Raw genomic sequence first — 13,787 nt, 5'->3', positions numbered from 1 at the left:
CAGCGAACGCGTCAAGGTCATGACGGCAATCGGGTGGCGAAGCCCCCACCGGCCCCGCCACCTCTCCTCGGGGCGTACCCCACGCACCCCGTCCCCCGCCGCGGCAGCGGCAGTTGGGCACCGAAAGCGGTGGGGCGACCGTATCCCGGAACGCCCGCGCCGCGCGGCCCGACGCGCCGCCCCCGGCTCCGCGGCTCGCGGGAGGCAGCCAGGGGCCGTCGGACACGCCCCGGCGCCCGACGGTCGGGGGCGTCCACGCCACGGCACGGCACAGCGCCGCACCGGAACAGGTCACCCCCGCCGGCGCTCACGGGTGAGGGCGTACTCGACGTCGCCGTGTTCGGCGCCCGCGATGGGATTGGGCCATTCCTCGAAGAAGGTGCGGACCAGGCAGAGCCCGGCCTTCTCCATGACGCGCCGGGACGCGGTGTTGACGGTCATCGTGGTTGCCACGATCCGGTCCGCCCCCAGTTCGGCGAACGCGTGGTGCACCAGGGCCCGTGCGCCTTCCGTGGCATAGCCGAGGCCCCAGGCGGACGGCAGCAGCCGGTAGCCCAGTTCCGTGCCGCCGCCGCTCAGCCCCGCGCTGGTCGCGGGCCGCAGCGAGAACCACCCGAGGAACGCCCCGGACCGCCGCTGCACCGCCGCGAAACAGCCGTGCCCGCGCGGCGGTTCGCCGTACTCGCGCAGCATGCGCGGGAGCTGCCGGCCCACGACCACGGACCGGGGCACGGGACGGCCGAACGCCGATGTACCGCATGACGTCGGGGTGGCCGTGCAGGGCGGCGAGATCGCCGGCGTCCGCCTCGGTGAAGCGGCGCAGGGTCATGCGCGCGGTGTCCAGACGGCTCTCCACGACGCCGATTCGAGCAGGCCGTCCGCCGCGGGGCAACCGCGTTTCCCGCGGCCCGGCCCCCGCCGCATCCCACCGCACGCGCATCCCGAGAATCTACAGCTCGATGACAAAAATCGACGAGGTGTAGACTTTTTACCGGCGGGGCCGGACGGGTTTCCCGCGCAAGCTTCTGGAGGAGTTGTGGTGCAGCAGCAGAACTGGCTGATCACGGGTGTGAGCACAGGTCTCGGCCGGGCGTTCGCGCAGGCGGCGCTGGACGCCGGGCACACGGTCGTCGGCACGGTCCGCGCCGAGCGGGACCGGGCGGCGTTCGAGGAGCTGGCGCCCGGTCGCGCGCACGCCCGCATCCTCGACGTGACGGACGACGGCGCCGTGGTCGCGGTGGTCGACGAGGTGGAGCGCGCGGTCGGCCCGCTCGACGTGGTGCTCGCCAATGCCGGGTACGGCCTGGAGGGCACCTTCGAGGAGACCCCGCTGGGCGAGGTGCGCCGCCAGTTCGAGGTCAACGTCTTCGGCGCGATGGCCACCTTGCAGGCCGCGCTGCCCCACATGCGCGCACGCCGCCGCGGCCGCCTCATGGCGGTCACGTCGATGGGCGGGCTGATGGCGGTCCCGGGCATGTCGGCGTACTGCGGCAGCAAGTTCGCCCTGGAAGGGGTGCTGGAGGCGCTGGGCAAGGAGGTCGCGCAGTTCGGCATCCATGTGACCGCGATCGAGCCCGGGTCCTTCCGCACCGACTGGGCCGGGCGGTCCATGACCCGCGCCGCGCGTACGGTCGACGACTACGACGAGCTGTTCACGCCGATCCGCCAGGCGCGGCAGAAGGCCAGCGGCAACCAGCTGGGCAACCCGGCGAAGGCCGGGGAGGCGGTCGTGCGCATCGCGTCGGTGGAACAGCCGCCGGCGCATCTCGTCCTCGGTTCCGACGCGCTGCGCCTGGTGGCCGCCGGGCGGGCGGCGGTGGACGAGGACATCCGGACGTGGGAGGAGCTGTCGCGGACGACGGACTTCGCGGAGGGGGCGCAGCTCTGATGCCCGAGCCCCGAAGCGACCCCCGCCCCGCGCGCGGCCGGCGCGCCGGTGAGCGCAAGGGCGACCTGCGGGAGCGGGCGATCCTCGACACGTGCGAGGCCCTGCTCGCGCGCAAGGGGTACGACGCGATGACCGTCGGCGACATCGCCCAGGGCGCCGGGATCACCCGCGGCGCGCTGTACTTCTACTTCGGCTCGAAGCAGGAAGTGGTCACCGCGCTGGTGGCGCGGACCGTCGAGCACCTGTGGGAGCGGTCCCGGGCCACCGCGCGCAGCGACGACCCGCGCCTGGCCGTGGCGGCGGCGATGCGGCGCACGGTGGAGCTGTGGCGCGAGCACGGCCTGGTGATGCGCACCGCGATCGACCTGTCGTTGACGGTGCCGGAGATCGGCGCGCTGTGGGACCGTACGGCCGACCTGTTCATCGCGGCGATCACCGCCGTGCTGGAGCGGGCCGGGGTGCGCGCCGGCGAGGGGCCGGACGGGGCGCCGGCGATGGGGCGGGCGCTGTGCTGGATGGTCGAGCGGAGCTTCTACCACGCGTGGCAGCCGGACTCCCCCGACCGGCTCCAGGAGGCGTCCGCGACCTGCGAGCACATCTGGCTGACCTGCGCGGGCCTGGCACCCTGACGCAGCGGCGGTCGGGCGCGGAAATCCGTTTGCCCCCGCCTGCCGCGGCCCGGTAGGAAGCTCGCATGCTACGAGGCGACAAGGTCGGGCTGCGGGCCCGCCACGAGGACGACTACCCCGTCCTGCGCGAGGAGATGTTCAACGACGTCGTCTACTCCTCCCGGTCGGGTGTCGACCCGTGGCGTCCGGTCCCGGCCAGTGCGAAGGACCCGCGGCTCGCGGCCGACGGCAAGGACGACACCGCCGTCCCGTTCGCCGTGGTGGACCTGGCGGACGGCGCCCTGCTCGGCACCGCCACCCTGTGGGGCATCGACAGCCACAACCGCCTCGCGCACGTCGGGGTCGGGCTGCGCCCCCGCGCCCGCGGCCAGGGCTACGGCACCGACGCCCTCGCGGTGCTGTGCCACTACGCGTTCGTCGTCCGCGGTCTGCGCCGCCTCCAGGCCGAGACCCTCGCCGACAACACCGCGATGCTGCGCGCCGCCGCGACCAACGGCTTCGTCCGCGAAGGCGTGCTGCGGGCCAACGCCTACGTCCTGGGCGAGATCCTCGACGAGGTCGTCCTCGGCCTGCTCGCCGAGGAGTGGCCCCCGGCCTCCTGACCCCCGGCCCCTGACTCCTGACGGCGCGGCGGGCGGCCGGTCAGGCCGCGCTCCACCCGCCGTCGAGGACCAGCTCGGTGCCCGTGACGGACGCCGCCTCGGGCCCGCACAGGAAGCTCACCGCCCCCGCGACCTCCTCGGGCTCGACCAGCCGCTTGACCGCCGAGCGCGCCAGCAGGACGTCGGACACCACCTGGTCGGCCGCCAGCCCGTGCAGCGCGGCCTGGTCGGCCAGCTGCTTCTCCACCAGGGGCGTGCGCACGTAGCCCGGGCACACGCAGTTGCTGGTCACGCCCTTGTCGGCGCCCTCCAGCGCGATCACCTTCGACAGCCCCAGCAGGCCGTGCTTGGCGCTGACGTACGCGGACTTGTACGCGCTGGCCCGCAGGCCGTGGATGCTGGACATGTGGATGATCCGCCCCCAGCCGCGCTCGTACATGCCCGGCAGCACCGCCCGGCTGAGCAGGAAGGGCGCCTCCAGCATCAGCCGCAGCATGAAGGCGAACCGCTCGGGGGCGAACTCCTCGACGGGCGCGACGTGCTGGACGCCGGCGTTGTTCACCAGGATGTCCGCGTCCAGCGTCAGCCCGGCCAGCTCGGCGGTCCGGCTCAGGTCGAGCACCAGCGCCTCGCCGCCGATCCGCCCGGCTGTCTGCGCCGCGCCCTCGGCGTCGACGTCGCACACCACGACGTGCGCGCCGAGCCCTGCCAGCCGGGTCGCCACGGCCGCCCCGATGCCGCTCGCCGCGCCGGTGACGACGGCCCGGCGGCCGGACAGGTCCGGACCTGCGGACGCGCCGGTCACGACGCCTGCTCCGGTGCGGCGAACGGGTTGGCCTCGGCGTGCCGGTGCCCCCAGACGTCCGGGACCCCGAAGTCGTGCGGCAGCCAGTCGTCGCCGACCTCGATGCCGCCGCAGCCGATCTCCAGGTGGAACCCGCTGGGGTTGCGCAGGTAGAAGGAGATCGCCTTGTCGTTCATGTGCCGGCCGAGGCCGATGGAGATCGGTGCGTCGTTGGCCACCGCCCGATCGTACGCCCGCCCGACGTCGTCGATCGAGCCGTGCTCGAACTCCAGGTGGTGGATCGACGCGGTGTCCGCGTGGGCGAGCGCGATGCTGTGGTGGGCGGAGTTGCAGCGGAAGAAGAACAGACCGGGGGCGCGGTAGTCGGTCAGCCTGAACTCGAGCACGGACTCGTACAGCTCCCGCAGTTCGACGAGTCGGGGGCCGGCCAGCACGAAGTGGCCGAGGCCGGTGACGCCGGGGTGCGCGCCCGGCCGGGCGACGCTGGTGCGGGCCTTGGCCTCGCCGACCGCCAGCTCCACCCGGTAGCCGACCGGGTCGGTGAACCAGCGCATGGCGGTGGCGCCGCGCAGCCCCGTCTCCTGCGGCGAGCCGTCCTCGACCGTGTACCCGGCGTCGGTGAGCCGCCGGGTGAGCCGGTCCAGTTCGTCCGCGGTGTCGACGATCCAGCCCAGCTCGCGGGGGGAGTCCTCGGTCGACGGGTGGAGGGCCACGCGGTACTTGAACAGGTCGAGTTCGGCGAGCGCGACCTCGGTCGTCCCGAACGCCACCGTGGTGACGCCGACGCCCAGCGTGCGGCTGAGCAGGTCGGTCCACGCGTCGACGTCGGTGACGTTGAGCCCGACGTATCCCAGTCTGCGGATTCCCACGGCCTCAGCCCTCCACTGCGGCGGCCGCGCCCCGCAGGAACGTACCGACGATGTGGTTGAACTCCGGCGCGCGCTCGTACTGCACCCAGTGCCGGCAGTGGGGCAGCACCCGCAGTTCGGCGTCGGGTATGCCGTCGAGGATCGTGGCCGCCCAGGCCAGCGGGACGGTCTGGTCCTCCCGGCCCCAGATGAGCAGCGTGGGGGCCAGGACGAGCCCCAGGTCGGGGGTGAGGTCGCCGAAGTCCGGGGGGATCGGCAGTTCCGGGTGGGCCTTGCGGCTCGCCGCGTACCGCTCGTCGATCAGGGACGCGGTCGCCAGCTTCTCGTCGAAGACCATCATGCGGACGAACTCGGCCATCGCCTCGCGTGACGGCCGCGGGTCGGCCATGTAGGCGAAGAGGCGCTCCAGCCCGGCGGGCCACGGCGGCGCGTCCTTCGGGAGGACTCCGCCGGGGGCCATGAGGACGACCCGGTCCACGCGTTCGGGGTGGCGCATCGCCATCCGCATCGCGACGGCGCCGCCGTAGGAGTTGCCGACCAGGTGGGCGCGCTCGATCCCGAGGGCCGTCAGCGCGCGGCTCACGCGGTCCGCCGCGTGGAAGATCAGCGGCTCGTCGGTCCGCGGCCGCGTGGAGTCGCCCCATCCGGGCAGGTCCACCACGATGTTCCGGTGGTCGGCGAAGGCCGGCAGGTTGCCGCCGAAGTTGCTCATGCCCGTGGCGCCGGGGCCCGAGCCGTGCAGCCACACGATCGCGGGGCCGGAACCGACGTCGGTGTAGGCCAGTCGGACGTCCCCGAGATCCACTGTGCTCGTCACTCCGAGCCCCTTTCTCCAGTGTATGTAATGCTCGCTACAGACTTTACACGCGCCGTGGTCCCCGCCCCCGGTCGCCGTCCGACGGGACGGGGGCGGGATACCGGCCGGCGCGCTCAGCGGCCGTACGCCTCCAGCAGCCGCAGCCACACCTCGCTGACGGTCGGAAAGGCCGGAACCGCGTGCCACAGCCGGTCCAGCGGCACTTCCCCGGCCACCGCGACCGTCGCGGCGTGCAGCAGTTCCGCGACGTCGGGCCCCACGAGGGTGAAGCCGACGATCACCTTCCGGTCCTCGTCGACCACCATCCGGGCGCGGCCCCGGTAGCCGTCGGCCTGCAAGGCGGCGCCCGCGACGGCGGCCAGGTCGTGGTCGACCACGCGGGTACGCAGCCCGGCGGCCTCGGCGGCGGCCGCGGTCAGGCCCACGGACGCGATCTCCGGCTCGGTGAAGACCACCTGCGGCACCGCGCGCGCGTCGGCGGTCGCCGCGTGGCGGCCCCAGGGGCCGTCATGGACCGCCTCGCCCTTGGCGCGCGCCACGATCACGTCGCCCACGGCGCGGGCCTGGTACTTGCCCTGGTGGGTGAGGAGCACGCGGTGGTTGACGTCCCCGGCGGCGTACAGCCACCCGCCGCCGACCGGCGCGCCGCCCTCCCCCACGACCCGCATCGTCTCGTCGACGGCGAGCCAGGCCCCCGGGGTGAGGCCGACCGCCTCCAGCCCGATGTCCTCGGTGTTCGGGGTGCGGCCGACCGCGACGAGGAGTTCGTCGGCCTCGATCTGCTCGCCGGTGGCGAGGGTGATCGACACGGTGCCGTCCGCGGCGCGCTTCACGGCCGCGGCCTCGTCCCCCACCCGCACCTCCGCACCGGCCTCGCGCAGCGCCTCGGCGACGTACTCGCCGGCGAACGGCTCCGCCGCCGGCAGCACCCCGTCCCGCGCCAGCACCGTCACCGACGCGCCCAGGCCGGCGTACGCGGTGGCCATCTCCGAGGCGACCACTCCCCCGCCGATGACGGCGAGCCGGCCGGGGACCGCGGTGGCCGCGACCGCCTCCCGGCTGGTCCACGGCGCCGCCTCGCGCAGGCCGGCCACGTCCGGGACCAGCGCGCCGCTGCCGGTGGCGACGACGACCGCGTGGCGCGCGGTGAGCGAGACCGCCGAGTCGTCCTCGCCGGTCGTCACCTCGACGACGCGGTCGGCGGCGATCCGGCCGTGCCCGCGGTAGAGCGGTACGCCCACCTGTTCCAGCCAGGCGGCCTGGCCGTCGTCCTGCCAGCCGGAGGCGAAGGAGTCGCGGCGCCGCAGCACGGCGGCCGCGTCCAGCGAGCCGGTCACCGCCTCCCGCGCGCCGGGAAGGCGGCGGGCCGCCCGCAGCGCCGCCGCGCTGCGCAGCAGCGCCTTGGTCGGCATGCACGCCCAGTACGAGCACTCGCCTCCGACCAGTTCCCGTTCGACGATCGCGGCGGTCAGACCGCCCCGCACCACCCGGTCGGCGATGTTCTCGCCGACCGGACCGGCGCCGATGATGACGACGTCGTATGCGGCAGTCGTGGTGGTCACGTCAGTTCTCCTTGTGCGCGGAGCCGAGGCGCAGGGCCGAGACGAGGAAGAAGACGCCGCCGAGCACCGCGTAGCCGGCAATGTTGCTCAGCTTCGGGTCCGAGGCGGAGGCGCCCATGACGAAGGAGGCGCCGGCCAGCACCGAGATGCCGCCGCTGAGGATCATCGGCCACTGGCCGCCCATGGCGCGGCGGCCGATCCCGACGATCAGCTGGACGGCGCCGGAGACGATCGCCCAGGCGCCCCACACGCGCAGCACCGCCGGCACCCCGGAGGCGCAGGCGGCGGCGAGGCCCGCGGTGGCGAGCAGGCTGATCGCCATGTTCGCCTGGAGGCCGCGCACCTGCTTCGACCCGCCGGAGGAGCGGAAGTCGACGACCGCCGCGGCGACGTCGAACAGGGGGTACACGATCAGCAGGACGACGCCGAGCGGCCCGATGTGGGACTTGTCCACGAACATCAGGGCCGCCCAGACGAGGGCGAACGCGAAGCGCGTGAAGTACAGCCGGCGCAGCGCCGGCGCGAAGCTGACGGCGGCGGGTGAGTCGTCGACGACGGTGGTCACGATGGTCCTCTCGGGACGGTGCGGTGCGAGTCGTCGGCCTCTCTGTGGAGACCGAACGTTCTCTCTCTTTCTAGAGGATGACAACAGCGCCGCCCCGTTGTCAAGACAGAACGTTCTCTCTCGACAGGGGCGGCCCCGTCACGGGGTCACCGGTAGATCGACTTCACCTGCTGGTAGCTGTGCAGGGCCTCCGGCCCGAACTCCCGGCCCAGCCCGCTGGCCTTGATGCCGCCGAACGGCGCCGCGGGGTCGACCGTGTAGTGGTTCAGGCCGATCGTCCCGGTGCGGATGCTGCGGACCACCCGCATGCCGCGCTCCTCGTCGGTGGTCCACACCGCCCCGCCGAGGCCGTACTCCGAGTCGTTGGCGATGCGGACGGCGTCGTCCTCGTCGGTGTAGGCGATGACGGACAGGACCGGGCCGAAGATCTCCTCGCGGGCGATGGTGCAGGCGTTGTCGACGTCGGCGAAGACGGTCGGGGCGACATAGAAGCCCTTGTCCAGGCCCGCGGGCCTGGCGCCGCCCGCGACCAGCCGGGCGCCGTCGGCCAGGCCCTTGGCGATGTAGCCTTCGACGCGGTCGCGCTGGCGCGCGGACGCCAGCGGGCCGACCTGCGTGCCGCGGTCCATCGGGTCCCCGACAATCAGGCCGCGGGCCAGGGACGCCACCGCGTCGACCACCTCGCCGTAGCGGCTGCGCGGGGCCAGGATGCGGGTGCAGGCGAAGCACGCCTGGCCGTTCGCCAGCATCGTCGCCTGGAAGAAGGGTTCGCCGATCGCGGTGTCGAGGTCGGCGTCGTCCAGGATGACGGCCGCCGACTTGCCGCCCAGTTCCAGCGTCACCGGACGCAGCAGGCTGCCGCAGGCCACGGCGATCCGCCGCCCCGCCTCGGTGGAGCCGGTGAAGGCGACCTTGTCGACGCCGGGGTGGGCGACGAGGTAGGCGCCGACCTCGCGGCCGGCCGGGACGACGTTGACCACGCCGGGCGGCAGGCCCGCCTCCTCCACGGCCTCGGCGAAGAGCACCGCGTCGAGCACGGTCTCCGGGGACGGTTTCAGCACGAAGGTGCATCCCGCGGCCAGGCCGGGCGCGTACTTGGTCGACGACAGCAACTGGGGCGAGTTCCAGGGCACGATCGCGGCCACCACGCCGAGCGGCTCCCGGCGGACATGGACGGGCGCGCCGAGCATGCCGTCGCGCACGTCCTCTCCCGGGTCGTCGCGGACCAGGTCGGCGTAGTAGCGCAGCAGGGTGGCCGGCAGGCCGCTCTCGATCTGCTCGGCCAGTGCGATCGTCATGCCGTTCTGGGCGCTGACGGTGCGGGGGATCTCGTCCGCCCGGCGCTGAAGCGCCGCGGCGAGGCGGTGCAGTGCGTCCGCCCGCCGGGCCGGTTCCCAGGCCGACCAGCCTTCGGGGTCGTCGAAGGCGGCGCGGGCGGCGGCCACGGCAGCGTCGATGTCCTGCGGGGTGCCGTCCGGGACGCTGCCGAGGACTTCCTCGGTGCTCGCGCCGAGGACGGTGATCCGCTCCCCGGACGCCGGTGCCACCCACCGGCCGCCGATGAAGAGTGCCTCGTGGTGCGGGTTCACACGGTCTCCTTCGGGCGGGCGTCCGACGCCCAGCCCCGGTAGTGGTCGGTCGGGAGGGGGTGGGCGACGGGCACGACGCGGGAGTTGACCGCGGTCAGGCAGCCCGGGCAGAACAGCTGCCGGAAGACGACCTGCTCGTCCACGTACACCGACGGGTCGGGCCAGATGTGGGGGCCGGCCTCGGCCGGTGCCGCGTCGCGGGCGGCCAGTGCCGAGACGTACGCGCCGCCGGCCAGCGGGCCGATCTCGGTGGCGCAGTGGACGCACACCACGGTGTCGCCCTGCGGCGCCTGCCGGACCGCGAGGTTGTCGTCGAGCCGGCGCAGCCCGCGCAGGTCCGGCGTGCCCGTCGGCACGAGGACGCTGCCGGGCCGGCCGGCGTCCGCGGCGCGGCGCTGCCGCAGCCGCGCCCGGCGCTCGGCGGACTCGCCGGGGTCCACCTCGCCGTCCGCGCCGAGCACGACGCCGTAGACGTCCCGCGCGGCGGCGGGCGACACCCGCACCTGCCGCACGTCGTCGCGGACGTGCTCGGCCGGGCGCAGCAGCGGGTCGCCGTAGCCGCCGCCGGCCTGCCAGTGCAGGTAGAGCGCGTCGCCGGGGCCGAGGCCCGACTCCCCCTCGCAGGGCAGCACCTCGATCGTGCCGCCGAGTTCGTCCAGGTCGGCCGGGACGGTGCTCGCGCCGGCGAGCTGGGGGACGCCGATCCCGCGGACCACCAGGTCGAGTTGGGAGTTGCCGGGGTAGCCGCCGGCCAGGCCGACGTTCTGGTTGGCGGCCTTGCCGGTGCCCGAGACGACCAGGGACATCGTCGTGTCCTGGTCGGGGTGCTGCACGTAGCAGACCGAGCCGCTCATCCCGCCGCGCTGCCGGCCCGGGCCGCCGGAGTCGGTCTGCTCCCGGCGCCACAGGGCGACCAGCGGGTAGAGGTACTCGGTCATCTCCACGTCGGGGGCCCGGGCGGAGGGGATGATCAACCGGCCGCCGGTGTCGACGCCGTCGTACTCCACCTGGGCCCCGTAGCCGCCGGCCATGACGTCGAAGACCGGCGACACGAAGGGCTTGCTGCCGCCGCCGCGGACGTCGACGCCCGACACGACGCACAGGTCCGTGGTGCCGTTGCAGATCGACTGCACGTCCGCGCGGTGCGCCGGTTCCGCGTCGAGCATCTTGGCGAGCACCTCGGCGACCAGGTTGCCCGAGCCCCACGCCGGGCCGAAGGGGCCCTTGCCGACGGCGGCCGGGAACGAGGCGTTGGTGAGGGTGTCCTCGTCGGTGACGATCTCGAAGCAGCGCATCAGGCCGCCGGCGGCCCAGGGGATGTCGCCGGCCAGCAGCGGCAGCATCGTGAAGACGATGCCGGCCCGCAGGCCCGGGTAGGGGCAGTTGATGACGCCGGTCTGGCCGGCGGTGCCGCGGAAGTCGAAGACGAGCCGGTCGGCCTCCTTGGTCATCGCGACCTGGATGGCGTGCAGGCCGCGGTCGCCGGCCCGGGACTGCTCCTGGTAGCCCACCGCGGTCCAGGTGCCGTCGGGCAGGGCCGCGAGCTTCGCCCGCAGCCGGCGCTCGGCGTCGTCCGTCATCCGGCGCATGACGGCCTTGACGGTGTCGGCGCCGTACCTGGCGACGAGCCGGAGGATCTGCTCGCCGGCGTTCCGGTTCGCGGCGATCTTGGCCCGCAGGTCCAGGCCCACCAGGTGCGGCAGGCGGGAGCGGCGCACCCAGGCGTCGGCGACGTCGCGTTGCAGCACACCGTCGCGCACCACCTTCACCGGCGGGGTGGGGACCGCCTCGCCGAACACGTCCTGGGCGGACGGGCTGAAGGAGCCCGGCCGCGGGCCGCCCAGGTCGACCTGGTGGGCGATGGCCGTCGTCCAGCCGAACAGCCGGCCCTCGTGGAAGACCGGTGCCAGCACCGCGGCGTCGTTCTGGTGCAGCCCGCCGCCGATCCACGGGTCGTTGCACAGGAACATGTCGCCCTCGGCGATGCCCGGGTTGTCGCTGCGGTGGCGCAGCGTCCAGGTGATGGCCAGGTCCATCGAGCCGATCAGCCCGATGTTGTAGGCGCCGACCTGGACCTGCTCGCCGAGTTCGTCGCAGATGGAGAAGTTGAAGTCGTTCGACTCGGTGACGACGTGCGAGCCGGACATCCGCCGCAGCGTCTCGCCCATCTCCTGGGTGATCGCCCACAGCCGGTGCCGGACCACCTCGTAGGTCAGGGCGTCGACCCGGGCGGTCCGCTCGTCGTCGATCCGGTGCAGCGGCAGGGCGGGCGAGATCTGCCGCAGCAGTTCCTCGCGGGGCAGGGGCCGGCTGGTGAACTCGTCCGCCCCGGGGATCTGGGATGTCATGGATGCGTCCTCACTGGTAGCGCAGAACAAGGTTGCCGAGGCGGTCGACGCGGCCGGTGGCCCCGGCGGGGACCACGACCACGGTGGTCGGCACGTCGACGATGGCCGGCCCGACGAGTTCGTGGCCCGCGCGCAGCGACGCGTAGTCGTAGACGGGGGTGGGCACGTAGCCGGTCCGGGAGTCCAGGCAGACCTCGCGCGTGCCGAGCAGTGCCTCGGCCGGGTCGGGGCCCGCGGCCTCGGGGACGGCGGGGAGCTCGACGGGGAAGCCGAGTGCGGCCTTGGCCCGCACCCGGTAGGTGATCGCCTGCACACCCGCCTCGCGGTAGCCGGCGCCGCTGCCGTTGATCCGCTCGTAGTTCTCCTCGAAGCGCGCCAGGATCTCGCCGGCGGTGTGCTCGGTGAACTCCGTGTCCGGCACGGGCGTGGCGAGTTCGGTGACCTGCATCGAGTACCGCAGGTCGATCTCGCGCTGGAGCACCACGTCCTGGAACGCCACCTGCTGCCGGGCCAGGGCGTCGCGCAGGTCGGCTTCCAGGCGGGCGTAGTGCGCGGCGAGCACGCCGGGGTCGACCGGGAAGGCGGACGGGTCGGACAGTTCGGCGCTCATCGCGATGTCCGAGGCGGCGAGCCCGTACGCCGAGAAGGCGGAGGCGACCGGCCCGAGCGGGATGACGATCTCGCTGACGCCCAGGTCCTGGCAGTAGCCCGCGCAGTGGGCGGGTCCGGCGCCGCCGAAGGCGTAGACGACGAAGTCGCGGGGGTCGTGGCCGGCCTGCACCACGGCGCGCCGCAGCAGGTCGCCCGCCTGCGCGTTCTGCACTTCGTGGATGGCGATGGCGGCTTCCTCGACGGTCAGACCGAGCGGTTCGGCGACGTGTGCGCGGATCGCCTCGCGGGCCAGGTCCGTCCGCAGCGGCTTGCGGCCGCCCAGCAGCCCGCCCGGGCCGAGGATGCCCAGGACCAGGTTCGCGTCCGTGTTGGTCGGGCGGGTGCCGCCGTTGCCGTAGCACGCCGGGCCCGGGACGGCCTCGGCGCTCTGCGGTCCCAGCCGCAGGTTGCCGCCGCGGTCCACGCAGGCCAGGGCGCCGCCGCCGGAGCCGATGGTGTGCACGCGGATGGTCGCCGCGTTGATCGGGAACTGGTTGACGACGGACCCCGGCGCCATCACCGGCTCGCCGTCGACGATGAGGCCCGCGAGGAAGGTGGTGCCGCCGACGTCGGTGGTGATGACGTTGCGGTGCCCGAGCTGCTCGGCCAGCCGCATCCCGCCGATGACGCCGCCGGACAGCACCGACCCGACGGTGGTGATGGCGTGCTCGGGCGCCCGGTCGGCGGTGATGGTGCCGCCCTCGCTCTGCATGACCAGCAGCGGCCCTTTGAGCCCGCGCTCCTCCAACTGCCGCTGGAGCGGGAGGAGATAGGTGCGCAGCCGCGGTCCGATCTGGGCGTTCATGATCGTCGTGGAGGTGCGTGAGAACTCCCGGATGCGCGGGCTGACCTCCGAGGAGAGCGTGACGTACAGGTCCGGGGCGACCTCGTGGACCAGCTCGCGCACCCGCCGCTCGTGGACGTCGTTCTTGAACGACCACAGCAGGCAGACCGCGATCGCCTCGACGCCCTGGTCCACCAGGGTCCGGGCGACGCTGCGGACCTCGTCCTCGTCCAGCGGGACCAGGACGGTGCCGGCGTGGTCGATCCGCTCGGTGACCTCCAACGCCCGGTACTTCGGGATCAGCGGGGCGGGCTTGCGCTGCCGCAGGGTGTCCTGGACCTCGTGGGCCGAGCGGCCGAGGGTGCGGCCCTCGGCGTTCATGATGTAGATCGCGTCCCGGTGGCCCTTCGTGGCGATCAGGCCGACATCGGCGACCTGGCCCTGGACGAGGGCGTTGATCGACGCGGTCGTGCCGTGCGCGATGTAGTCGGTCTGCGTGAGCAGTTCGCGGACGTCGATGCCGAGCTCGCCCGCGATGTCCTCGATCGCGCGCATGACTCCGGTCTCGCGGTGCGGGGGTGTCGTCGGTGTCTTGGCCGACACGATCCGGCCGGCACCGTCCGAGGCGACCGCGTCGGTGAACGTGCCGCCGACGTCGATGCCCAGTGCGTATGACAT

Annotated in this window: 12 protein-coding genes; 3 read left to right on the top strand and 9 right to left on the bottom strand. The window is 73.8% G+C overall.

The window, feature by feature from the left end; all coding sequences use genetic code 11:
* Window positions 1-291: 291 nt before the first annotated feature.
* Window positions 292-732: a GNAT family N-acetyltransferase gene (locus tag WA788_RS19925; RefSeq protein ID WP_335979177.1), complete on the bottom strand. Its 441-nt coding sequence runs from the start codon at window positions 730-732 to the stop codon at window positions 292-294.
* Window positions 733-1,039: 307 nt separating this feature from the next.
* On the opposite strand from WA788_RS19925, the gene WA788_RS19920 reads away from it, so the two are divergent.
* The 3 genes from WA788_RS19920 to WA788_RS19910 all read left to right on the top strand — a co-directional run bounded on the left by WA788_RS19920 (window position 1,040) and on the right by WA788_RS19910 (window position 3,119).
* Window positions 1,040-1,888, top strand: a complete 849-nt coding sequence (locus tag WA788_RS19920) for an oxidoreductase (protein WP_335979175.1) — start codon at window positions 1,040-1,042, stop codon at window positions 1,886-1,888.
* The gene (locus WA788_RS19915) at window positions 1,888-2,517 is read left to right on the top strand and encodes a TetR/AcrR family transcriptional regulator (protein WP_335979172.1); all 630 of its coding nucleotides are present in this window, start codon (window positions 1,888-1,890) and stop codon (window positions 2,515-2,517) included. Before WA788_RS19920 ends, WA788_RS19915 begins: the two co-directional genes overlap by 1 nt.
* 65 nt (window positions 2,518-2,582) lie before the next feature.
* Entirely contained in the window at window positions 2,583-3,119 is a 537-nt protein-coding gene (locus WA788_RS19910) for a GNAT family N-acetyltransferase (RefSeq protein ID WP_335979170.1), read from the top strand.
* A gap of 40 nt (window positions 3,120-3,159) precedes the next feature.
* Here WA788_RS19910 and WA788_RS19905 read toward each other — a convergent pair whose 3' ends face one another.
* The 8 genes from WA788_RS19905 to WA788_RS19870 all read right to left on the bottom strand — a co-directional run bounded on the left by WA788_RS19905 (window position 3,160) and on the right by WA788_RS19870 (window position 13,787).
* Complete coding sequence (locus tag WA788_RS19905; protein ID WP_335979168.1) at window positions 3,160-3,924, bottom strand: 3-hydroxybutyrate dehydrogenase; 765 nt, start codon at window positions 3,922-3,924, stop codon at window positions 3,160-3,162.
* Entirely contained in the window at window positions 3,921-4,793 is an 873-nt protein-coding gene (locus tag WA788_RS19900; protein WP_335979166.1) for a VOC family protein, read from the bottom strand. Before WA788_RS19900 ends, WA788_RS19905 begins: the two co-directional genes overlap by 4 nt.
* Before the next feature lie 4 nt (window positions 4,794-4,797).
* On the bottom strand, window positions 4,798-5,610 hold the full coding sequence (locus tag WA788_RS19895) for an alpha/beta fold hydrolase (RefSeq protein WP_335979165.1): 813 nt from the start codon (window positions 5,608-5,610) through the stop codon (window positions 4,798-4,800).
* 113 nt (window positions 5,611-5,723) lie between these two features.
* Window positions 5,724-7,172, bottom strand: coding sequence for a dihydrolipoyl dehydrogenase family protein (locus WA788_RS19890; protein WP_335979164.1), 1,449 nt, complete (start codon window positions 7,170-7,172; stop codon window positions 5,724-5,726).
* Between the two features lies 1 nt (window position 7,173).
* Window positions 7,174-7,737, bottom strand: coding sequence for a hypothetical protein (locus WA788_RS19885; protein WP_335979163.1), 564 nt, complete (start codon window positions 7,735-7,737; stop codon window positions 7,174-7,176).
* A 146-nt stretch (window positions 7,738-7,883) separates the two neighbouring features.
* Complete coding sequence (locus WA788_RS19880; RefSeq protein ID WP_335979161.1) at window positions 7,884-9,326, bottom strand: aldehyde dehydrogenase; 1,443 nt, start codon at window positions 9,324-9,326, stop codon at window positions 7,884-7,886.
* Window positions 9,323-11,674: a hydantoinase B/oxoprolinase family protein gene (locus tag WA788_RS19875; protein WP_335979159.1), complete on the bottom strand. Its 2,352-nt coding sequence runs from the start codon at window positions 11,672-11,674 to the stop codon at window positions 9,323-9,325. The genes WA788_RS19880 and WA788_RS19875 overlap by 4 nt, the downstream gene beginning before the upstream one ends.
* 10 nt (window positions 11,675-11,684) lie before the next feature.
* On the bottom strand, window positions 11,685-13,787 hold the full coding sequence (locus WA788_RS19870) for a hydantoinase/oxoprolinase family protein (protein ID WP_335979157.1): 2,103 nt from the start codon (window positions 13,785-13,787) through the stop codon (window positions 11,685-11,687).

The organism is Streptomyces sp. CA2R106 (genome assembly GCF_037034245.1).
Lineage (GTDB): Bacteria > Actinomycetota > Actinomycetes > Streptomycetales > Streptomycetaceae > Actinacidiphila.
Note: the sequence above shows the minus strand (reverse complement) of the source record. Positions and strands in the feature narration are given on the sequence as shown.

Excerpts from the sequence above, each read along its gene's own strand:
- WA788_RS19870 (WP_335979157.1), bottom strand. The coding sequence starts at position 13,787 with ATGTCATACGCACTGGGCATCGACGTCGGCGGCACGTTCACCGACGCG.
- WA788_RS19875 (WP_335979159.1), bottom strand. The coding sequence starts at position 11,674 with ATGACATCCCAGATCCCCGGGGCGGACGAGTTCACCAGCCGGCCCCTG.
- WA788_RS19915 (WP_335979172.1), top strand. The coding sequence starts at position 1,888 with ATGCCCGAGCCCCGAAGCGACCCCCGCCCCGCGCGCGGCCGGCGCGCC.
- WA788_RS19910 (WP_335979170.1), top strand. The coding sequence starts at position 2,583 with ATGCTACGAGGCGACAAGGTCGGGCTGCGGGCCCGCCACGAGGACGAC.